This window comes from Desulfofundulus thermobenzoicus (assembly GCF_009428905.1).
Lineage (GTDB): Bacteria > Bacillota > Desulfotomaculia > Desulfotomaculales > Desulfovirgulaceae > Desulfofundulus_A > Desulfofundulus_A thermobenzoicus.
Genome location: NZ_WHYR01000020.1, coordinates 16,903 through 37,868, shown reverse-complemented (window position 1 = coordinate 37,868; position 20,966 = coordinate 16,903). Strand labels below are relative to the sequence as shown.

The following is a 20,966-nucleotide window of genomic DNA, read 5'->3' as shown; positions in this document are numbered from 1 at the left end:
GCCGTTGTATTTTGCCGGCAAGGCGGAGGACGCTCCCCTTTGGCTGTTTTTCCGAAATATTTATGTGCCGCAGGCGGAGCATTGCTCCCCGTCCTCTTTTTTATTCTCCTGCTGGCCGAAGCTGCTTAAACCCTCGGCGTACTGTCTCAGTTTTTTGTCCACCAGGTGAAAAACCGTGCCTTCCGGATAGTGGCCGCCGAGCTGTTTTTCTCCGGCCGGTATTCCCGTTAACAGTTCTATACCCTCTTCGATGGATTTTACGGCATAAATATGAAACAGGTTCTGCTCAACGGCCTCCACCACCTCAGGTTTGAGCATCAGGTTGTCCAGGTTCTGGGCGGGTATGATTACCCCCTGCTCGCCGGTAAGTCCCCGGGCCCGGCAAACGGCAAAAAACCCTTCTATTTTTTCATTTACTCCGCCGATAGGCTGGATTTGCCCGTGCTGGTTGACCGAACCGGTGACAGCCAGACCCTGATTAACGGGTAATTCCGCCAGGGCGGAAAGAAGGGCGTACAGTTCGGCGCTGGAAGCGCTGTCCCCATCCACCCCTTCATACAATTGTTCAAAGGTGATGCGGGCCGACAGGCGCAGGGGTTTGTCCTGGGCAAAACGGCTGCCCAAAAAACCGGCCAGGGTGAGTACCCCTTTAGTGTGCAGGCTGCCGCTCATGCGGGTTTCCCGTTCAATGTTCACCACGCCCTCCTGGCCCATAAAGGTTTTAGCGGTGATGCGGGAAGGGCGGCCAAAGGAGTAATCTCCCACGTCCAGCACGGAAAGGGCGTTTACCTGTCCCACCACTGCCCCCGCGGTATCCACCAGTATCTTGCCCTGGACCATCATTTCCTGGATTTTTTCCTCCAACCGGTTGGAGCGGTAAACCCTTTCTTCAATGGCCCGGCGCACGTGGGGGGCGGAAACGTTGGTAGATGCTTCCATATCGGCCCAGGCTGCCGCTTCATAGATAATTTCAACCACTTCGTTGAAGCGGGTGGAAAGTTTGTTCTGGTTGGCGGCCAGGCGGGAGCCGTATTCAATTAACTCCGCCAGACCGGAACGGTCAAAATGTTTTAAGTTTTCCCGCCGGCACACGGAACTGACAAAGGCGGCGTAATGCTCCAGGTTTTCCGGGGTGCGGGGCATTTCGGTGTCAAAATCCACCTTCACCTTGAAAAATTTCTGGTAATCTTCATCCAGGGCATGCAGAAGGTGATACAAATAATGGCTACCGATGAGCACCACTTTTACGTTCAACGGGATTGGCTCCGGTTTTAATGTGGCGGTGGGAATGAGACGAAAATGTTCCCCGATGTTTTCCACCACCGCCTGACTGTTTTTTAACGATTTTTTCAACTTGTCCCACACAATGGGATCGGCCAGAACATCTCGGGCCTGTAAAACCAGGTAGCCGCCGTTGGCCCGGTGGATGGCGCCGGCTTTAATCATGGTGAAGTCGGTGCTCAGACTGCCCATAAAACTGCGGTATTCTATTTTACCAAAGAGATTATAGTAATGGGGGTTGTTTTCCACCACCACCGGCATACCCCGGGTGTCCCCGTTGTTGACGAAAAGATTTACCTGGTAACGGTGAAAAATGTCCGTGGTCTCCACGGGGAAACCAAATGGTGTCTGGGCGGGCGCACTTTCCTGGGTTTTAAAATGATCCAGGTTGCGGGTAACGTCCTCGGCCACCTCTCCCAGGAAACGTACCACCCGGGGAAAGTCCCGGTATTTTTCCTGCAGCCGTTCCACCAGGGGGCCGATGGCCAGGCCGGCTATTTCCTTTTCCAGTGCCTGGATGCGTTCCCTGGCCTTTTTCTCCAGGAAACGGCCATTATTAACCATATCATCCAGTTTTTGTTGAAGCATGCGTGCCCGGTTTTCTATTTCCCGCCGTTCTTCCGGAGCCAGGGCGTCAAATTCTTCCTGGGACATACGCCGGCCATCCTTGAGGGGCGCGAAGATAAAGCCGGTGGGGCCCTGCTTCATGGCAAAACCGGATTGTAAGGCGTCCTGTCGGAGATGCTCCAGGGCTTCCTGTACCTGGGATTCCAGTTCGTGGAGTACGGCCTGCTTGTTCTGCTCATAATCGGCTCCCTCAAATACTTTGGGGATGGCCGTACGCAGGTCACCAATCAATTCTTCCATATCCCGCTTGAAAATCTGGCCCCTTCCCGGTGGCAGGGAAATGGCCAGGGGCCGGTCGGGATTGGTAAAATTATATAGAATGCACCAGTCATCCGGTGCCGTTCCCCGGGCGGCCCGGCGGGTAAGAACCTCCTGGGTGTATGTGCTTTTGCCCGTGCCCGGCGGGCCGGCCACATAGATATTGTAGCCCGGGGCATTCATGGCCAGGCCGAATTCCATGGCCCGTACGGCCCGTTCCTGTCCGATAAAGTCCTGTAACGGGGTGACCTGGGCGGTGGTTTCCCAGGGCAATTCCTCCGGGCGGCAACGACGGCGCAGCTTATCCGCCGGTATGCGTAAACGGTTTCCGGTATCTGCTGTGACCAATCTTAACCCTCCAGGTGTATTTTGCGGCTTTTTAGGCCGGCTTAAATAAAAATACTCCACCGGTGGTGAACTTTCCTGCAGCCCCGCCTGTTATTCCCCGTGATCCGGATGCAAAATAATTAAACGGTTCCATGAACCGGTAGAGCCCAAAAATTTTCTCCCGAGCGACGTAAAATTTCAATTGACAATCAGACGTATTTTTTGTATACTTAAGATTGTCAGCGATGCGGGGCGAAGCCCTGTGAGCATTGTCAAACGGAGCTGTGGTGTAGTGGTCTAACATGCCGGCCTGTCACGCCGGAGATCGCGGGTTCGACTCCCGTCAGCTCCGCCATTTGTGCCACGGTAGCTCAGTTGGTAGAGCAGCGGACTGAAAATCCGCGTGTCGCTGGTTCGATTCCGGCCCGTGGCACCATCTTGACAACCAGACAAAAATAACATATAATCTTGTGCAAACATGCGGAAGTGGCTCAGTGGTAGAGCATCGCCTTGCCAAGGCGAGGGTCGCGGGTTCGAATCCCGTCTTCCGCTCCATTTTTTCTGGCGGCATACCCAAGTGGCTAAGGGGACGGTCTGCAAAACCGTTATTCTCCGGTTCGAATCCGGATGCCGCCTCCACATGATACCAGCTGGCGATCCCTGCGGATTGCCAGTTTTTTGTTATCAGGCTTTAAGAGGGATCCCTGTTTTCCATGGTTAACCTGCTGAATGCTCAACATCCACTGTAGTCCCGGACCATTCTTCCGGTTCTCGCTCTTCGTAGTATTTTATGGCCCGGTTGCCCACGGTCAGGGCTACCCAGTAGTTCACCCCTCCGGCCAGCAACAAGCCCAGGAAGGGAATGATCCGCAGCAGGGAAGAGCGGGCAGTGGCCCGTACTCCCAGGGAAATCAGTGCCCTTTCCGCCAGGGCTGAAAAGGCTTCTTTTGACAGCTGTGCCGCCACTGTCCGGGACAGGCTGCTTCCCACGCTACCTGCTCCTGCGGCCAGTAGAAAGGCCCAGAAGGCCTCCTGGCGATAGCGGTATCCGGTGAGATCCCTCCGGTAGACGGCCGCCACCTCCAGTACCATCCGGCCCAGCAGGTAGGTCATCAGGGTTATGTCCAGGGCTACTCCTCCCAGAAGGGCCAGGACCGTACCCAACCCCGGAACTATAGCGGGCAGAGCGCTCAACAGGCCGGTCAGGGCGCATTGCCGGCTCCGCTCCTCGATTATTTTCAGGGCCAGATCCCGACGGGTAAGACTTGGATAAGCCTTTTTCAAACGGTTTATTTTTTGCTTTATTTCCCCGGCCGGGGGCGAGGTGAAGGGGTTAAAACCATGCATTTCCGCTCACCCGCTTACCTTTGGTTTTGAAAGCATATATTACGACGCATGGCTTCCAGGAACGACAGCGTTTTCTTATGGTTGATTTGTTTCTAGCGTCGTGAGGCTGCCATGTATACGTCGCTGTGTTCACCCCGAGTATACCACCGGTAACTTTGACACACAAGTATAAACCAAAAAAAGGTCCGGCCGGATAGTTTCCGGCCGGACCTTTTGGGCGGGAGGCTATTTGGTTTCCCCGCCGCCACCCACCCTGGCGCCCCGTGTCTCGGCATTGGTAAGATAGGAACCAACGGCCACAAGAATACCTAAGATGATATCATTCCACATGGCATTGACCACATGGGAATAGCCCAGGACAAAGGGGGCGATGATCAGCCAGATGCCAAAGATGATTCCCAACCAGGCGTATCTATTCACCTTGACTCACCTCCCTCGCCTTAAAGTACATGACTTATTTTAACCGTAACCGTATTTTTTAAACATAAAACCGGCCGGGCAGAAAATACGGTAATTATAACCCAGGCATGGAGGAAATAGGAAATTAAGGTAGAATAAAACTGATAATACTATTTCAACTGCGGGGTGATTTTAAGTTGTTAAAGCGTTATTGTGAACTGGTGGAAGAACTGGGGTCAATGGAGCAGGTGGCCATTGCCGATTTGTCCACCGAAGAAATTGTGCGTTATCTGGATTTGCGGCGACAACAGGAAGAGCTGGCCGGTCAGCTGTTGGATATCCTCACCGACGCATTGCTGCAGCTCCAGGATCTGGCGGACAAAATCGGTGACGAGCTAATGGTTTTACCGGAGGTAATCGAAAATGTCAGGGAAAGAAATGCCTTCAACGAATTGCCCATGGGTCAGCTGGCCTATATGATGGGAGCACTGCAGTCGGACATGGAAAGAATTCTGGCTGACTGCCGCCAGATACATTATGAATTTCTCTGGGGCGACCAGGGGGGGCAGAAATATGATCACCAGCTACCGCAGGCTGTAAAGTCGCCCGCGGATACCGGTAAGGATGGGGAGAAAACAAACGGTTCTGATGTTGAAGCCGCTCTGGCGCTGGAGGAGGTGGCTTGTGCCCGGGAAGGGGTCGTCATTGATATGGAGATGTCGGCGGGAACCCCGGAGCAAGCTGGCGGGGAGAAATACGACGGGGTGGAAAATAAAGAAGACGGGTCCGTTTTGATAAAACCGGAAACTCTGAAAAAGCTGGAGGATGCCATGCGTCCCAGGGAACTGGCGGGTGCAGTCCCGGCGATGGATGAAAAGGAAAACTCTTTCGCCGTTATAAAGGTGGCCCCGGCGGGGAAAGACAAGGCGCGCATCAAACATCATAAGGAACGCCACCGTCGTTAGATGATTAAGGTGAAAATAGGCGGACGGCCGGGGGGGTGATGGGGAAAATTGTCATGGGGTCAGACCCCATTGAGAAAATGGTGCCGTATACGGAGGCGGTCCATCGACGGGAAACAGTAACCGTCGATGGACCGCCGCAGCCGTTTTGCGGATCATATTTGGCCGGGGTTTTTCCGGGGAAATGGGATCAGGTGGCTGGCCGTTTAGGGGCCACGGGACGATTATTTATCCTTTTCCGGTGGCGGCAGCTGTTCCAGGGGTCGTAAGGGGGTCACTTTATTCCTGCGCCCGGGCCTTTTTACCGGGACTTCTTCTTCGGTAATTTCCAGATAGAAAACCTTATCCGGATAACAGAGAACGGTTACCATCCCCCGTTCCGGTTCGGTCAACCATATGCCTTTGAATTCCAGCATTTCGCCCATTAAATCCACATTAACCCGGCGGGGTCCCTCAAGCACTTCCAGTTCCCAGCCCTGAATACTGACGACAATAGTCCTCTGGGGACGGGTTGTTTCCATAATAGCCAGATAACCTCCTTTATTCCATGGGCGGTACTGCTAATCACCCCTCCATATTATCACATCCCGGTGCTCCGGCAAAAACATTCCAAAAAATTTTCCGGGCTCTGCCGGCGGGGCGGAGCCCGGAAGGCGTGAGGTTGTTCTTATTTCATTTGTTGCAGTCGCCGCACCCTTTCGGAGATGGGCGGATGGGTGCTGAAAAGACGGGCCATGGATTCCCCCGACAGGGGGTTGACAATGAAGAGATGGGAAGTGGCCGGATTTACCTGCATGGGTATGTGCTGGGAAGCCCGTTCCAGTTTCAGCAGGGCACTGGCCAGACCGTGGGGCGTGCCCGCCAGGCGGGCACCGGTGGCGTCCGCCTGAAATTCCCGGGTGCGGGAAATAGCCAGTTGAATCAGAGTGGCCGCCAGAGGGGCCATTATAATCATCAACAATGCGCCCACCAGTCCCAGGGGGCTTCCTCCTTCCTCCTCATCCCGGCCGGCACCAAAGATCAGTCCCCATTGCAGGGCGTTGGCAATCATGGTAATGGCTCCGGCCATGGCGGCGGCAATGGTGGCCACCAGGACGTCCCGGTTTTTGATGTGGGCTATTTCGTGGGCCAGCACACCCTCCACTTCGGAACGGTTGAGCATTTGCATTAGACCGTCGGTGACGGCCACAGCCGCATTGGCCGGGTTACGGCCGGTGGCAAAGGCATTGGGCTGCGGTGAAGGGGTGCGGTACACCCGGGGCATGGGAATCCCCGCCCGCTGGGCAAGGTGGCGGATAATGGCAAACAGTTCCGGTGCCTGGTGCTCCTCCAGGGGTTGGGACCCGGTCATGGCAATGGCTATCTTATCGCTGAAATAATAACCGAAAAAGTTCATGCCCAGGGCAATGATGAAGAACAGGAAGGCGCCTGATGTGCCGCCGATCCAGTCGCCAATCAATACCAGCAAAACGGTTAAAAGACCCATTAACATCCAGGCTTTAAAATTGTTCATCTGTTGGAACCTCCTTCCAAAATAGTCGTTGGCGTCGGATTGGATGAGAATTTATGCTCCGTGAGCTCCACACTTGAAGTTGGTTATGCTTTAGATTGGGGAACAATTGTCCCCATGAGCAGCTCTTTTGCATAAACACCCTGTGGACAATAAACGCATGGCGTATGGCTTGAGCCTGCGTGAGATCGGCTGTTGGGGAAAGGGCATACATAACCACCCGGCTCCCGTTGATTAACGGCGGGAAGCGCTTACAGGGGAATGATCTCTCCTTCACAAGAGTACAAACCCCCACTGTATTATTTATCCTTTTATTGCGATAAATCCCATACCCCTTCCGGGCCACCAGCGCGGCCTCATCTTTATTAACCCTTTACTACTTTCCCTTCCTGCCTTTTAATAATTATATTATAAGTAAAATATGGGGGCAAGTGGGTATTTGAAAAGACAAAGGATAAGAGTGAATATTTATTAAAACCATTTGGTCAAATAATAACACCGTGTTGTAAGCAAGCGGGTAGTACCATTTACTGACGAAAAAACAAGACAAGGTATTTTTTATGCGGCGCGGTAGAATATGCCTTTCGTTTTTCATTGACATTTCCGGACAGGGGTAGTTACAATATTCACACAGGTAAATTCTGCTTTCAATTATTTCCGGCCGGTTCCTTCCCGGCGGCACTCTTTTCCCGGTGCAACCGGTTTCACTCCACCCTGTTATTTCGGGAGGAAGAGAATGAAAAAAACGTTGCCCGTCATTTTCGGCATAATAATCCTGCTATTATTTATATACGTGAAATGGTCGGGGAGTGAACCGGCATTGACCGGTGAACAGCCGGCTTTTACGCCGCAGTTTGTTGCGCCGGCAACCAATTTTCCTTTGAACGTGGAACTGAAGGTTGCCCTGGTTGTTGGTGAAAAAGATGCGGGTGCAGTGGCCGCCTATGAACAAATCCTGGCCGAAGAGGGGTTTCCCTACGAAGTTGTGCCGGCCGACACCCTGTCCAATTTTACCCCCGGAAAACTGGCCGAACAATATGTGGCATTAATCATTCCCGAAGAAACTGGTCGTAATATAACCCCTTCCCTGGCCGCATTATGCAGTGCCTATGTGCAGCAGGCGGGGGGAAAGATATTCCTGGGTACCGATACTGGAACCGTTGACCAGAGGGGGATGGCACGGGAGCGGGGTTTGCTCTCGAACCTGGCCGGCCTGCAATATCATATACCCGGGCCGGAAGAAAAAATGCGCAAAGGCAATATATTCGTTCCCGGCAATTCCCCGCTACGCAAGTATTTTGATCCCGGTCTTTTTGAACGGGATATGCTCAAAATTTTCGATTATCCCGCCGTAAAAACCCCTTTTCTGCCCATTTCCGGCGTAACGGCCGATATACTGGCCTATACCGGTCCCCAGTTTGTTCCCGAAAACGGTTTTGTCATGCAAAAAAAATATCCGGGAGGCGGTGTTGTACTATATGTCAACGGTGCGCCCGGATTGTTGAAAATACGGGAAAACGTGGATTTTGTTTTGCGCGGGCTGCTCAAATATTTTCTTTTGGACCTGGTGGGTTTGCCCCGTCTGGTGGCTTCCCCGGGAGGCACTGCCGGACTGGTATTGTCTATGCACGTATGTTCGGGAGCCTATTTCCGCGATCTGGATCGCATTTTGGCTCTGAAGCTTCTGGCCGGGGAAATACCCTTTTCCATTTTTGTGACCGCCGGCCCGGATAATGACCGGCCCGGGGATAAAAGAGGGGTCGATGTGTTAAACGCCAGGAAAGGGCGCCCTTATATAGAGGCTCTCGGCCAGTACGGCAACATTGGCGCCCACGGCGGATGGATACATAACTACTGGGCCTATCACTTCGGGGAGCTGAGCGACCAGCAAAAGGAGGATTTTATTAACCTGAATTACCAGGCGCTGGAGAAGGTAACCGGTGAGCGGGTATCTGTCTATGCCGCTCCCGGGGGAGCGCATGATCCCGTGGTAAATGATTTTCTGGCTGCCCTGGGAACAAAGGCGGCCGCCATTCCGCTGGCCTTTAATTCCCCACCCACCCATGCCTGGTTTAACGGCCGCCCCGAGAAAAGATTCTGGCTCTTCGGTTATACCGGCCTGACTTACGGCACCGCCTTTGAGAACATGCTGGCCGGAGGAAAGAAACCGGCTGAAATTGAGCAGGATATGGTTCAATTGATTGATTCCATGATTCCCAGGCGGGAAATTCGCCAGATTTATTTCCACCCGGTTTCCATTGCCAGGCACCCCGGCATGTGGCGAAATATCCAGGGCCATGTGCTAAAACATGTGGGAGAGGGAAATCTGACTGTACGCACAATGAATGATTTTACCGATTTCCTGAACAGGCATGAAAGGGTACATTTTTCCGTGCGTGAGACCGGTAAGGGTTATTTCATTTCAGCCTGGTCTCCGGTTTCTTTAAAAGAAATGACCTTTGCCCTGCCCCTGGGGAAAAGCAACCGGGTCAGGGTGCCGGCCGGCACCAGGATAAAGGAGATGAACGGCTGGGCTTACGTAACCATTAATAAAGACGCCAACCGGATGGCCTTTCTGGTGCCGGTGGTGAAAAAAAAGGTTGATTGAAATGGGCTTGGGGGCATCGTTGACAGGTGTGCCGTTTCTGTGGTAAGATAACCATGCTGGTATGTGCCGGAGTGGCGGAACAGGCAGACGCACGGGACTTAAAATCCCGGGGGCAGCAATGCCCGTACCGGTTCAAGTCCGGTCTCCGGCACCAGCAGCTTTTTGTCAAAAATTAACCGGTCAGCCGGTTATTTATCTGTAAACGAGGTTGAGCTGAGCAGGCCTTTAGCCGAGGTGAGGGGAGCCCGGGGGGTTTTTTTTGAACGGTCATCACCAGGCCATTGACCTGGTGATTTTTATTGGTTCAGGCAAAGGGGAAGCAGGTATGGGGAAAAAATTGCTCATGGGCAACGAAGCCATTGGCTGGGGGGCGGTGGAGGCCGGTGTACGGGTGGTCACCGGCTATCCGGGCACCCCTTCCTCGGAGGTACTGGCCACGGTGGCTCAACTGGCCGGCCGCAGTGGAATTTATGTGGAATGGTCGGTGAACGAGAAGGTGGCTTTGGAGGTGGCGGCGGGGGCCTCTTACGCCGGCGCCCGGGCAATGGTGACCATGAAACAGGTGGGGCTGAACGTGGCGGCCGATCCCCTGATGACCCTGGCCTATATCGGCGTCAGGGGAGGGCTGGTGCTGGTGGTGGCCGACGATCCCGGTCCCCACAGTTCCCAGAATGAGCAGGATACCCGCAAATTCGCCGCCATGGCCGGGGTGCCGGTTTTGGACCCCGCCACCCCCCGGGAAGCCCGGGAAATGGTGCCGGAGGCCTTTCGCCTTTCCGAGGAGCTGCAGCTGCCGGTCATTTTACGGCCCACCACCCGGGTATGCCACGTGTGTCAGGACGTGGAAGTAAACGAGGATATACTTCCCTCCCATAACCGGTTTTATTTTGAAAAGGGCCCGGGCTGGGTGATTTTTCCCAGTCTGGCCGCCAAAAGGCATGTGTGGATTAACGGGCAGCAGGAGAAAGCCCGTCGGTTGCTGGCCCGGTTGCCATTTAACCGGCTATATGATTCCCTTTCCGGCAGAGCAATGGTTCCGGGGTTTCTGGACGGGCCGGCGGTAAAAGGTAATCTATCCGCATTTGTTCACCGGGGATCTGATCCGGAAAAAGGTACCCGGCCCTTTGCCCCCGGACAGCCTGCCGCGGCCATTATCGCCTGCGGGGTGAGTTTTAATTATATAAACGAAGCGCTGGAACTTATGGGTTTGGATCTGCCGGTGTTGAAAATAGGCACCCCCTATCCCTTACCCGGGGAGCCGGTGTTATCCCTTTTACGGCGGGCTGATCGCGTTCTGGTGGTGGAGGAACAGGAGCCGGTGGTGGAGGAACAGGTAATGCTGCTGGCCTTCAAGCACCGCCTGCCGGTGGGGATCAGCGGCAAGCACGACGGACTGGTGCCCCGGGAAGGGGAGTTCAACGTGGACCGGGTGCGGGCATCACTGAAGGCTTTTCTTCAGGAAGCGGGGAAGAGGCAGGCCCTTTCCGCTGTCATGCCGGCGCAGGCTGCTGCTGCACTGGATGTGGCGACTTTTCCAGACGCCGCCGGTACAGTTTCACCCGGCGATGCAAAAGTAGCCGGATCTGTGGAAACAGGATCCGGGGAGCCGGCAGGGGCGCCTCCCCAACTGCCCCTGCGCCCGCCGGTGCTCTGCGCCGGATGCCCCCACCGGGCTGCTTTTTATGCCGTCAAGCAGGCGGCCGCCGGCACCGATGCGGTATTCACCGGTGACATCGGCTGTTACACCCTGGGGAACGCCCCGCCGCTGCATATGGTGGACACCTGCCTTTGCATGGGGGCCAGTGTAAATATTGCCGCCGGCCTCTCCCGGGTGGAGCCGGAACGGCCCCATATAGCCTTCCTGGGCGATTCCACCTTCTTTCACAGCGGTATATCCGGGTTAATTAATGCCGTTTATAATAAAGCCCGGATGGTGCTGGTGGTGCTGGATAACCGCACCACCGCCATGACCGGGCACCAGCCCCATCCCGGTCTGGGGCGCACCGCCCTGGGGGCGCAGGGGGAACCCCTGGATATTGCCGCCCTGGCCGGAGCCTGCGGGGTGGATCTGGTGCGGGTGGTGGATCCCTATGCCCTGGATCAGGCGGAGCAGGCGGTCCGGGAGGCCCTGGCCCATTCCGGTCCGGCGGTGGTGGTGATGCGCCGGGAATGCGTTTCCCTGGTCAAAAGGCGGCGCGCCGCCCGGGTAAATACAGATAAATGCCTTGATTGCGGCCAGTGTATTGCCGAGATTGGCTGCCCGGCCATTTTCCCGGGTGCGGAAAGTCCGCACATTACCGGTCAGTGCAACGGCTGCGGTTTATGCGCCCGGATATGTCCGGCGGAGGCCATAGAGGTGGTGGATTTATGAACTGCGACATTGTCATTACCGGTGTGGGTGGACAGGGAAATGTGCTGGCTTCCCGTTTGCTTGCCCGGGCGGCCATGGAGGCCGGTCTGGCGGTTTTCACTTCCGAAATGATCGGCATGGCCCAGCGGGAAGGGGTGGTCATGAGCCAGGTGCGCATGGGACGGCAGCCCGCCGGTCCCTTGATTCCCGACGGTTCGGCCGATGTGCTGCTGGGTTTTGAGCCTTCCGAGGCGGCCCGGGCCCTCTGCAAATTAAAGCCCGGGGGCGTGGTGATCACCAGTTCCGCCCCCGTGGTGCCGGTTACAGCCGCCCTGGGGCTCTGCCGGTATGATGCCGGGGCTGTGCTGGCCTACCTGCGCTCTGCGGTTCCCTCCCTTTATGCCTTTGATGCCCCGGCCCTGGCCCAAAGGGCGGGAAATGCCAAAACTTTGAATACGGTCATGCTTGGGGCGCTGGCATCTTTAAAGCTATTGCCCTTTTCCGGAGAACATTTGCTGAGAGTACTCCTGGATTCATTGCCGGAATCTTTGCGGGAAACCAACCGCCGTGCCTTCAGGCTGGGTTACGAAATTTTGGGGGTGAATTAAGTGTCTTTACCCGCACCGCTGTTTGAGGAATCATTTGACTTTGAGCGCCTGTTCAAGCAGCAGGAAATCATGCTCCGGGACCTGGTCCGGCGTATTTACCGCAATTCCCCCTTTTACCGGCAAAAGCTGGATGAGGCCAACATCAGGCCGGAGGATATCCAAACCCTGGCCGATCTGGAGTATGTACCCTTTACCACCAAGGAGGAACTGCGCACCGCCTACCCCCTGGGGCTCATGGCCGTTCCCGAGGAAGAAGTGGTGCGCATCCACTCCTCTTCCGGCACCACCGGCAAGCCCATCATTGTGCCCTATACCCGTAATGACGTGGCCGTTTGGGCGGAAATGATGCACCGCTGCCTGGCCATGGTGGGCGTCACCCCCCGGGACCGGGTGCAGGTGACACCGGGCTACGGCCTGTGGACGGCCGGCATCGGTTTTCAGGCCGGGGTGGAGCGATTGGGGGCCATGGCCATACCCACCGGCCCGGGCAATACGGAAAAACAGCTGGAAATGATGCTGGATTTACATACCACCGTACTCATTGGCACTTCTTCCTACGGCCTGTTGCTGGCCGAGGAAATTGAACGCCGCCAGTTGCAATCCCGCGTCAGCCTGCGCCTGGGTATCTTCGGTTCCGAGCGCTGGGGGGATAAAATGCGCCGGCGCATAGAAGAAAGCCTGGGCATAGATTCCTTTGATATTTACGGTTTAACGGAAATTTACGGTCCGGGCATTGCCATTGACTGTCCCATGCACCAGGGACTGCACTTCTGGAGCGATCACCTGCTTTTTGAAGTGATTGATCCCCAGACGGGCCGGCAGTTGCCCGTGGGAGAGGAAGGGGAACTGGTAATTACCACCCTGACCAAGGAAGGGATGCCCCTTTTGCGCTACCGTACCCGGGACATCAGCCGGATTCTGCCCCGGGCCTGTGCCTGCGGGTCGAACTACCCCATGATTGAACGGGTTCTGGGGCGGACCGATGACCGCATCAAGGTAAAGGGAGTGAATATTTATCCCGGGCAAATTGATGACGTGCTCAAAAGTCTTCCCGGGGCGGGCAGCGAATATCAAATAATTCTTACCCGGGAAGGGGCGCGGGATCATATGCTGGTGAAGGTGGAGGCCCTGCCCGGCTGGGACCCCGGGGAAGTGGCCACGGACTGCCGGCGTACCATCAAGAGCCGCATTGGTGTTTCCTGCGATGTGGAAGCCCTGCCCCAGGGTTCCCTGCCCCGCAGTGAAAAGAAGAGCCGGCGGGTTTTCGACTACCGGGAGGTATAAACGGCATAAAAACACGCCGGTCGCATCAGGATGGGCTTCTGGCCATCCTTGCATCGGGAGATATAAACAGCAAAAAGCAGTAATCCATGGCCATCCACTTAAGGACCTGAACCGGTTCCCTTTTCTCCCTGCCGCGATGGGCGAAGGGAGCGGAACAAAGCTGTGCATTGAGCGGGTTGGGTTGCCCTTTTATTCAACCTGTGGCCGTTTAAACCGGCGCCCCGAATTTGGGGAGCCGTTTTTTATAAATCGATTTCCAATATTTATAAACGCCTTGACCGGGATTTAAAAAAACTGTATAATCTCTGACAAGAGAACATTTGTTTGGTAAGGGGAAAGTATCCTCCGGTTTTAGCGGTGCATAAACTAAACTGAAGACGACCGGCAACCATTTTCAAGGAGGTGAGGCCGGTTCCAGGGGGGGCCGGCGGACCATGCGCATAATTCTGGATCCGGGTCACGGCGGGCAGGATTCCGGAGCGGTGGGGAACGGTTTGCGGGAAAAGGATTTGGTGCTGGCCCTGGCTAAAGAGGTAATATCCCTGCTGGGGGATTATCAGGTGGAAGTAATATCCACCAGAGAAGGGGATGTGGCTGTTTCCCTGGCTGCCCGGGCCAAACTGGCCAACGATCTCCAGGCGGACTTTTTTTGCTCCCTCCATGTTAACGCCGGCGGGGGCAGCGGCTTTGAAAGTTATATCCACCCGGAGGCAACTCCGGAAACCCGGTCACTGGCCGGTGCGCTGCACGCCCGGGTAGCCGATTTTTACATTCAGAAGGGGTTTCCCGACCGGGGGCTGAAAAGGGCCAATTTCCTGGTTTTGCGGGAGACCGCCATGCCGGCGGTGCTTCTGGAAAACCTGTTTATCGATAACCCCCGGGATGCTGCCTGTCTGGCCGACGCAACCTTTTTACGTGAACTGGCCGGGGTCATTGTTTCCGGTCTGGTGCAGACCCTGGGCTTAAAGAAAAACACCGGTTGGGACCCGGCCGGAGAAATTGCCCGCCTGCGGGAGCGGGGGTTGATTGTTGATGAACACGCCCCCGACGCCTTTGTCACCTGGGGTGAGTTTGCGGCAGTGATGAACAGGTTGCTGGACCGGTGGGAACAAAATAATCAGAAGGCCGGTGATAAAGGTTAGGTGGGGGTGCAGGGGGCTGAGGGAAGGGGCTACGGCCGGGCTACCGGTCGTGTTTTTTGTGTGAGCGAAAGCCTGATGCCGGAAAGGACTGGCCTCTGCTGCCCGGCGAAAAAAAGAAAGGAAAAACGGGGATAAATGCTTAGATAAGTTAAGTAATTGTCCTTGGCAGCCCTTATAGCTTTTGCTATGATCATTCAAGGTGTTCCGACAAAAAAGAGATTGAGGAAGGAAAGGAGCTGAGCACGGGTGCATAAATGGAAACGAACGTTGCTCTTTGTGGCCCTGGCTGCCTTTGTCGCCGGGGTGATGTTTGCCGGCGGTTGTCTTCTGGTTAACGACTTCTCCGGACAAAAGGGCCAGGTGCCCGGATCCCAGGTGGCCGCGGCCATGCCCGGGGTGGGTCCCGGCACGGTGGCCGATATTGTGGACAAAGCCGGCCCGGCGGTGGTAAAAATCGATACTTACACCGTCAGCCAGGGCCGGCGGGTGGACCCCTTCTTTGACGACCCCTTTTTCCGGCAGTTTTTTGGCAGCCCCTTTGGTTTTCAAACCCAGCCCCGGGAAGAACACGGTCTGGGATCGGGGTTTATCATTTCCCAGGACGGGTATATCCTGACCAACGATCATGTGGTTGACGGGGCACAGAGGGTTACCGTCACCATTCAAGGGTTTGACAAACCTTTGCCGGCCAGGGTTATCGGCGCCGATTACGACCTGGACCTGGCGGTGGTGAAGGTGGATGCTGGAAAACCCCTGTCCACCCTGCAAATGGGCGACTCCGACAAGGTTCGGGTGGGGGAGTGGGTGATCGCCATTGGTAACCCCTTCGGTCTGGATCATACCGTTACCGTGGGAGTAATCAGCGCCAAGGGCCGCCCGGTGCAGGTGGAGAACCGCCGCTACAAAAATTTGTTGCAAACGGACGCTTCCATTAACCCGGGTAACAGTGGCGGACCGTTGTTGAACCTCAATGGTGAAGTGGTGGGTATCAACACTGCAGTGGCCCAGGCCCAGGGCATTGGTTTCGCCATTCCCACCAGTACGGTCAAGGAAGTTTTGGACCAGCTCATGAATGAAAAACAGAACCAGCGTCCCTGGTTGGGAGTGCAGATGCAGCCCGTAACCGAGGAAATTGCCGCTTATCTGGGTCTGCCCGAAGCCTCCGGTGCACTGGTGGCCGGGGTGATTCCCGGCAGCCCGGCCGCCAACGCCGGTTTGGCCCAGGGGGATGTTATCCTGCAGGTGAACGGGCAGAAAGTTAACAATCCCGATGAACTGGCCAAGCTGATTCAGGAAAGTAAAGTGGGCCAGCGGATGGTCTTGCAGATTTTTCGCAAGGGCAATATCCGCCAGGTGCCCATGACCCTGGCGGAAAAGCCGCCCCAGTTGCGATGATGGTAACGCCCCGGTAAAACCCCGGCAGAAAGGTGATGGGATAGTGCCAGGTCATGCCTTATTGGTAGCGCTGCCAGTCCGGTAGCATTGCCTGCCCTGGGGCTGTCAGGCCGTGGCTGTGTGAATTTGGGTGGACAACCTGAAGCAAAAAGAAATACCCCTTCCGTTTCAAGAAGGGGTATTGTTATTATAGAGTTGATCGATTATACGCTTTAATTCCCTTTTAAGCAATTTGCCCGACGTGGTTTTGGGCAGGTCGTCCACAAACTGGATCCGCCGCGGAACTTTATAAGGAGCCAGCCGGCCGGCGCAAAATTCCTTTAAAGATTCCGCGTCCACCTCTGCATTTTCCCGGAGCATGACAAAGGCCATAACCTCTTCACCCATAACCGGATCGGGCACGCCCACCACCGCCACGTCAAACACGTGGGGGTGTAGATAAAGGACATCCTCCACCTCCCGGGGATCTATATTTACTCCGCCCCGGATAATTACATTCTTCTTCCGGTCCACAATGAAAACATATCCATCTCCGTCCATATATGCCAGGTCTCCGGTATGCAACCAGCCGTTACGCATTACCCACCGGGTTTCCTCCTCCTGATTGAAATAGCCCTTCATCACATTGGGGCCCCGGACAATTATTTCCCCCACCTGTCCCGCGGGCACCGGTTCATCCTCGTAATCCACAATTTGCACTTCAACCCCGGGGAAGGCCGGCCCTACAGAACCCGGTTTTTTCGGCCCGTCCACGGGATTGCTGCAGACCACCGGAGATGTTTCGGTCAGGCCATAGCCCTCAGTAATGGTTAAGCCAAATTTTTCTGAAAAAGCGTAAAACAATTGTGGGCTGAGGTGGGAGCCCCCGGCATAGGCCAGTCGCCAGGAATCAAGGTTGTAGCGGTGGGCCTCCGGATAGTTCACCAGCAGGCTGTACATGGTGGGGGTGCCAAAAAAGTAGGTAATACGCTCCTTCTCCATAGTTTCCAGCACTGCCCGGGGGCCCGGCCAGCGCTCCAGAATAACCACCGTCGCCCCGGCAGCCAGGGATGCGTGCAGCAGGCAGGTTTGGGCGCCCGAATGATAGGCCGGCGCCACCAGGAGGGACCGGTCCTCCGGCGTTAGATGGCAAAAGCGGGCGAAGGTTGTGGCATTGCTGTACAGGTTGTGGTTGGTTAACATTACCCCCTTTGGTTTGCCGGTATTGCCCGGGGTGTATAATATTTCCACCACCGTATCCCGTTTTTCCTCCGCCGGGAAGGGAGGCGGAGCGGGTGACGACCCGGCCAGTATTTGCTCGAAAGAATAATCGGCCGCCGGGTTAATTTCCTGCCCGGTGACCACAATTCCCCGGGGTATGGAAACCTCTCCGGCCAGTTCCCGGTACAGGGAAAGATTTTGCGCATTGCAAATGATTAATTCCGGGGTGGCGTCCCTGGCAATCACAGCTGCTTCATAAATGGTGTAAAAGGGATCAACGGGTACCACCACCCCCCTGATGGCCATGATGGCGTAAAAAGAAATGACGAATTCGGGGCAGTTTTCCAGGGCCACCAGTACCCGGTGGCCGGATTCCAAACCCAGCTTTTTCAACCCGTTTGCCAGCCGGTTTACCTGATCGTTCAACCGGGCGTAGGAGACACGCTGGCTGCCGTGGACCAGGGCTTCACCACCGGGGAAGAGCCGGCCTGTTTCCGCTAGCTTTTCGGCCAGATTCATCGCCATTACCTCCTGTAAAAAAACATTCTTCTTCGGCCGGCAAAATCCTGCCGCCGGGTTTCCCTTTCTTCCACCGGTTGCTAAACTTTCAGGCACTTTCTTCTTTGTTGGGGTAGTGGCCGGTTTTCACCCCCTGCTTTTCCGCCGGCAGGTAGCGGCGCAGCAGCTCTTCCCGGCCCATGATCACCAGCTTGGGGGAAAGTTTTTCCCGGTGTCCCGCCAGTCGTTTTTTCCCTTCGGGGTGATAAAGGGACAGCAACCAGCTTTGATACCAGGCGGCCAGACGTTTGATGGTCCCGGGCGGGTCAAAGATGGAAAAACCCAGGCGTTTTACCCCCGCGTGAAGCATGGTTAAACCCACCACTGCCCGGATGTTTTTTAAACGGGGGGAATTGTTTATCCACTGGGCCAGGGCCGGCAGGGAACGCCTCAGTTCCTTTATGGTCAGCAGGGCGATGCGTTCCGGGTCCTTTCCCCGGCCGGTGATCTCTTTAAGCACTTCGTTGTTCAAATGCAGCTCTCCGATGGGATCCCGGGGGCGCAGCACGGTGCCGTCGTCCAGCACCAGCGGTTTTCCGTGGTAACGACGTTTGGCCAGGCGAAAGAGGGTGGGGCGCCCGTTCATGGGGATGTCCGCTACCCTGAGTAGACGTACAATCAGCAAATCAATTTTTTGCCAGAAACGTTTTAACCAGTTAGGGCGGGGCTTTCCCGGCCTGGCTTCCAGTTCGGCCAGGGGGGTGATGGTCAACCCCCTTTGGGGCAGTTCCTTTAGAATCAAAGGAAGGGCCTGAAGCATTTTTTCCGGGGAGCCCGGTGCCGCTCCCGGTGTGTCATCGCTATCATGAAAAACCAGGATGGCCCCGTCCCGCACCCGCGACAGTACCTGCCGGGTAATGGATGCGGGGGTGGCCCGCCGGCCCCAATCCCAGCTCATAAACGACCACAGCACCAGCTTCTGGCCGTTCAGGGAACTGTGGAACAGGGAGAAGAGGTTGAACAATCCCCAGGGTGGACGGTAAAGCCGGGGCGGCTGGCCGGTTATTTCACTGATCACCCGGTTGGCTTCCCTGATCTCCCGGGCTGCCGCCCGGGGTCCCAAAAACCAGGGGAACTGGTGCCGGTAGCCGTGGCTGGCCACTTCATGGCCTTCGGCAATCATTCTGGCCAGCAGTTCCGGATGGGCCCGGGCCTTTTCCCCCAGCACAAAAAAGCAGGCCTGTACATTAAACTCTTTTAAAATATCCAGCACCCGCGGTGTATAAACCGGATGCGGTCCGTCATCAAAGGTGACGGCCACCTTTCCCCCTCCCCTGGTTCCCTGCCAGATTACTCCCAGATGACACAGGCGGGCCAGGGCGGTGGGCAGCAAGGCGTAAATACCCAGCAGGAAAGTGAGCAGCTTGAACATGGATTCGGTCATGGGGATCCTTCTCTCTGCCGGTATTGTTATTTTACGAAGAATTTTTCCAGCGGGTAAAAGGTATAAAAAACCGCTACCGAAAGCAAGACCACCGTGGCCAGGACCAGGGGGGCGGTAATGCCTCCGGCCCGGGCCACCAGGCTGCCCAGGGCAGGGCCCAGGGCAGCCCCGAAACCTTCCACTGTGGCAAAGACGCCCCACCCCGTGGCCTGGCGTTCGGGGGGGATGATGCGGGCCAGTAAAGTGTTCCAGGCCGGCAGGACTGCGGCGTAAGAAAGCCCCAGGAGTACGGCCAGGGGAAAGGCGGCTGCCGGACCGTGACTGGTACTGAACAGGGCCAGGGATAGGGCGGATAGGCCGAATCCCAGGGCCAGGGGTGTCTTTAAGGGCATACGTCCCACCAGCATACCCATGGGAATCAGGGAAAGAACCGCGGCCCCACCCCCTGAGAGCAGTAAAAATCCGTACTGGTTATGGGTTAAACCCAGCTGGTTCTGGGCGAACAGCGGCAGTATGGGTAACAACAAACCGGCCGCCAGGGTTTGTAAAAACATGCCCGGGAGCAGGATCCGGGTCACCGCCGGATTGATGGTTAACCGGCGCAGGGCAAAAAGGAAGCCCTGGTCGTTCAGCGGCTTACGCCTTCTTTCCGCACCCGGAATTAACCAGGCGAGGCCCAGAGAGATAAGCCAGAGGGAGATAATCACCGTGAAGGCCAGCTCATAACCCCACTGGAGCAGAAAATTGATGGTCACCAATCCGGCACCGCCGCCGGCCAGCCAGGCAGCAAAAACCATGCCGATACGTTGGGAGCGGGTGGGTAAATCCACCGGGGCCACTTCGCTCATCACTCCCAGCCAGATGGGGGAGACACCCAGACCGAACAATGCCGAAAAGACGATGAGCACCAGGGGTTGTGGCCACCATTTCATAACCAGCAGGGAGAACAGGCAGGTGAACAATCCCGCCCGCAATACTCTCCATCCCAGGCGGTCGAATTGCCAGCCGGCGGCCGTTTTGGAGACAGTTTCCATAAAATAATGGACCGAGGTGGCAAAGCCGGCCACGGTAAGGGAGAGACCCAGTGATTTTACCGCATAAAGGGTTAAAAAGGAAAGGTAAAAGGCTCCTCTCACAAATTCCGTGATAAAAAGAATGGTTAGCAAAGCCCAGTTATATATGGAAATTCTATCTAACAGCAATGACCATTTTGTCCCCCTGATGTCGCATTTAGATCATTATACCCCAACAGGACCATATTTGGGAAGTTTATGACGGCCGGTGTTTTATTTTTCAAGGGGGAATTTTTAAGGGAAAAACCGGGCGAGAATCACCCACCCGGTTCGCAGGGTTTGCCGGGTTACTTTTGGCAGGAGCGCCGAACAGCCCCCGAAGCCTTTCGGTGCACAAGGATCTGAGGATCTAAGGTTTCCGGGTTACCGCCAGCAGGTAAATTTCCTGGCCCTGGCTGCCGGCATTTAACTTTTTCTCCGCTTCCTGAAGCTGGCTGATCTGGGGATCGGTGAGCCGGGCCACAGCCATCCCTTTGGTATTGATTTCCACTTGCCGCATACCCCCTTCCATGCAATTTGTATTAGTTTGTCCGGCGAAAAAAAACTTACTTTATTTTTTTCTGTTGAAAATTCCGGAATGTTTCAATATAATGTTCATGTTATTGATTTTTTACCGCCAACCCGGTGGACCCGGCGGGTTGGTCCCATATCGC

The 20,966-nt window shown here is 55.7% G+C and carries 16 protein-coding genes and 5 tRNA genes; 12 read left to right on the top strand and 9 right to left on the bottom strand.

What is annotated here, in order from left to right; translation table 11 throughout:
- Nucleotides 1–60: 60 nt before the first annotated feature.
- Entirely contained in the window at nucleotides 61–2,514 is a 2,454-nt protein-coding gene (locus GFC01_RS08815) for a Lon protease family protein (protein ID WP_152946349.1), read from the bottom strand.
- A 257-nt stretch (nucleotides 2,515–2,771) separates the two neighbouring features.
- On the opposite strand from GFC01_RS08815, the gene GFC01_RS08810 reads away from it, so the two are divergent.
- From GFC01_RS08810 to GFC01_RS08795, 4 genes are all read left to right on the top strand, one after another.
- A tRNA-Asp gene (locus tag GFC01_RS08810) sits at nucleotides 2,772–2,848 on the top strand.
- A gap of 5 nt (nucleotides 2,849–2,853) precedes the next feature.
- Nucleotides 2,854–2,929: transfer RNA gene (locus GFC01_RS08805), tRNA-Phe, on the top strand.
- 44 nt (nucleotides 2,930–2,973) lie between these two features.
- Nucleotides 2,974–3,048: transfer RNA gene (locus tag GFC01_RS08800), tRNA-Gly, on the top strand.
- An 8-nt stretch (nucleotides 3,049–3,056) separates the two neighbouring features.
- Nucleotides 3,057–3,132 (top strand) — tRNA-Cys (locus tag GFC01_RS08795).
- A gap of 78 nt (nucleotides 3,133–3,210) precedes the next feature.
- Here GFC01_RS08795 and GFC01_RS08790 read toward each other — a convergent pair.
- Both GFC01_RS08790 and GFC01_RS08785 read right to left on the bottom strand, forming a co-directional pair.
- The gene (locus tag GFC01_RS08790) at nucleotides 3,211–3,840 is read right to left on the bottom strand and encodes an EcsC family protein (RefSeq protein ID WP_152946347.1); all 630 of its coding nucleotides are present in this window, start codon (nucleotides 3,838–3,840) and stop codon (nucleotides 3,211–3,213) included.
- 225 nt (nucleotides 3,841–4,065) lie between these two features.
- On the bottom strand, nucleotides 4,066–4,260 hold the full coding sequence (locus GFC01_RS08785) for an SPW repeat domain-containing protein (protein ID WP_207707597.1): 195 nt from the start codon (nucleotides 4,258–4,260) through the stop codon (nucleotides 4,066–4,068).
- Nucleotides 4,261–4,436: 176 nt separating this feature from the next.
- Between GFC01_RS08785 and GFC01_RS08780 the strand changes: the two genes are divergently transcribed.
- Nucleotides 4,437–5,204, top strand: coding sequence for a hypothetical protein (locus tag GFC01_RS08780; protein ID WP_152946345.1), 768 nt, complete (start codon nucleotides 4,437–4,439; stop codon nucleotides 5,202–5,204).
- 221 nt (nucleotides 5,205–5,425) lie between these two features.
- On the opposite strand, the gene GFC01_RS08775 is transcribed toward GFC01_RS08780, so the two are convergent.
- On the bottom strand, nucleotides 5,426–5,722 hold the full coding sequence (locus GFC01_RS08775) for a hypothetical protein (protein ID WP_152946343.1): 297 nt from the start codon (nucleotides 5,720–5,722) through the stop codon (nucleotides 5,426–5,428).
- A gap of 146 nt (nucleotides 5,723–5,868) precedes the next feature.
- On the bottom strand, nucleotides 5,869–6,714 hold the full coding sequence (locus GFC01_RS08770) for a zinc metalloprotease HtpX (protein ID WP_152946342.1): 846 nt from the start codon (nucleotides 6,712–6,714) through the stop codon (nucleotides 5,869–5,871).
- A gap of 733 nt (nucleotides 6,715–7,447) precedes the next feature.
- Here GFC01_RS08770 and GFC01_RS08765 point away from each other — a divergent pair.
- From GFC01_RS08765 to GFC01_RS08735, 7 genes are all read left to right on the top strand, one after another.
- A complete protein-coding gene (locus tag GFC01_RS08765; protein ID WP_152946339.1) occupies nucleotides 7,448–9,319 on the top strand; it encodes a polysaccharide deacetylase family protein in 1,872 nt (623 codons plus the stop codon).
- A gap of 65 nt (nucleotides 9,320–9,384) precedes the next feature.
- Nucleotides 9,385–9,473, top strand: a tRNA-Leu gene (locus GFC01_RS08760).
- Nucleotides 9,474–9,644: 171 nt separating this feature from the next.
- Nucleotides 9,645–11,690, top strand: a complete 2,046-nt coding sequence (locus tag GFC01_RS08755) for a thiamine pyrophosphate-dependent enzyme (protein WP_152946414.1) — start codon at nucleotides 9,645–9,647, stop codon at nucleotides 11,688–11,690.
- On the top strand, nucleotides 11,687–12,277 hold the full coding sequence (locus GFC01_RS08750; protein WP_152946336.1) for an indolepyruvate oxidoreductase subunit beta: 591 nt from the start codon (nucleotides 11,687–11,689) through the stop codon (nucleotides 12,275–12,277). Before GFC01_RS08755 ends, GFC01_RS08750 begins: the two co-directional genes overlap by 4 nt.
- Before the next feature lie 69 nt (nucleotides 12,278–12,346).
- A complete protein-coding gene (locus tag GFC01_RS08745; RefSeq protein WP_152946412.1) occupies nucleotides 12,347–13,561 on the top strand; it encodes a phenylacetate--CoA ligase family protein in 1,215 nt (404 codons plus the stop codon).
- A gap of 434 nt (nucleotides 13,562–13,995) precedes the next feature.
- Nucleotides 13,996–14,703 (top strand): N-acetylmuramoyl-L-alanine amidase, encoded by a 708-nt coding sequence (locus tag GFC01_RS08740; protein WP_152946334.1) that lies wholly within the window; start codon nucleotides 13,996–13,998, stop codon nucleotides 14,701–14,703.
- A gap of 246 nt (nucleotides 14,704–14,949) precedes the next feature.
- A complete protein-coding gene (locus GFC01_RS08735; RefSeq protein ID WP_341473853.1) occupies nucleotides 14,950–16,098 on the top strand; it encodes a trypsin-like peptidase domain-containing protein in 1,149 nt (382 codons plus the stop codon).
- Nucleotides 16,099–16,266: 168 nt separating this feature from the next.
- Here GFC01_RS08735 and GFC01_RS08730 read toward each other — a convergent pair whose 3' ends face one another.
- The 4 genes from GFC01_RS08730 to GFC01_RS18765 form a co-directional block, all read right to left on the bottom strand.
- Nucleotides 16,267–17,817 (bottom strand): class I adenylate-forming enzyme family protein, encoded by a 1,551-nt coding sequence (locus GFC01_RS08730; protein ID WP_152946332.1) that lies wholly within the window; start codon nucleotides 17,815–17,817, stop codon nucleotides 16,267–16,269.
- A gap of 88 nt (nucleotides 17,818–17,905) precedes the next feature.
- The gene (locus GFC01_RS08725) at nucleotides 17,906–19,240 is read right to left on the bottom strand and encodes a polysaccharide deacetylase family protein (RefSeq protein WP_152946330.1); all 1,335 of its coding nucleotides are present in this window, start codon (nucleotides 19,238–19,240) and stop codon (nucleotides 17,906–17,908) included.
- Between the two features lie 26 nt (nucleotides 19,241–19,266).
- The gene (locus GFC01_RS08720) at nucleotides 19,267–20,442 is read right to left on the bottom strand and encodes an MFS transporter (RefSeq protein WP_152946328.1); all 1,176 of its coding nucleotides are present in this window, start codon (nucleotides 20,440–20,442) and stop codon (nucleotides 19,267–19,269) included.
- A gap of 220 nt (nucleotides 20,443–20,662) precedes the next feature.
- Nucleotides 20,663–20,812 (bottom strand): hypothetical protein, encoded by a 150-nt coding sequence (locus GFC01_RS18765; RefSeq protein WP_194174878.1) that lies wholly within the window; start codon nucleotides 20,810–20,812, stop codon nucleotides 20,663–20,665.
- Nucleotides 20,813–20,966: the final 154 nt, after the last annotated feature.

What these genes read in the sequence shown, in the direction of transcription:
- GFC01_RS08765 (WP_152946339.1), top strand. Translation starts at nt 7,448, where the DNA reads ATGAAAAAAACGTTGCCCGTCATTTTCGGCATAATAATCCTGCTATTA.
- GFC01_RS08755 (WP_152946414.1), top strand. Translation starts at nt 9,645, where the DNA reads ATGGGGAAAAAATTGCTCATGGGCAACGAAGCCATTGGCTGGGGGGCG.
- GFC01_RS08750 (WP_152946336.1), top strand. Translation starts at nt 11,687, where the DNA reads ATGAACTGCGACATTGTCATTACCGGTGTGGGTGGACAGGGAAATGTG.
- GFC01_RS08770 (WP_152946342.1), bottom strand. Translation starts at nt 6,714, where the DNA reads ATGAACAATTTTAAAGCCTGGATGTTAATGGGTCTTTTAACCGTTTTG.
- GFC01_RS08740 (WP_152946334.1), top strand. Translation starts at nt 13,996, where the DNA reads ATGCGCATAATTCTGGATCCGGGTCACGGCGGGCAGGATTCCGGAGCG.
- GFC01_RS08730 (WP_152946332.1), bottom strand. Translation starts at nt 17,817, where the DNA reads ATGAATCTGGCCGAAAAGCTAGCGGAAACAGGCCGGCTCTTCCCCGGT.
- GFC01_RS08775 (WP_152946343.1), bottom strand. Translation starts at nt 5,722, where the DNA reads ATGGAAACAACCCGTCCCCAGAGGACTATTGTCGTCAGTATTCAGGGC.
- GFC01_RS08725 (WP_152946330.1), bottom strand. Translation starts at nt 19,240, where the DNA reads ATGACCGAATCCATGTTCAAGCTGCTCACTTTCCTGCTGGGTATTTAC.
- GFC01_RS18765 (WP_194174878.1), bottom strand. Translation starts at nt 20,812, where the DNA reads ATGCGGCAAGTGGAAATCAATACCAAAGGGATGGCTGTGGCCCGGCTC.
- GFC01_RS08790 (WP_152946347.1), bottom strand. Translation starts at nt 3,840, where the DNA reads ATGCATGGTTTTAACCCCTTCACCTCGCCCCCGGCCGGGGAAATAAAG.
- GFC01_RS08745 (WP_152946412.1), top strand. Translation starts at nt 12,347, where the DNA reads ATGCTCCGGGACCTGGTCCGGCGTATTTACCGCAATTCCCCCTTTTAC.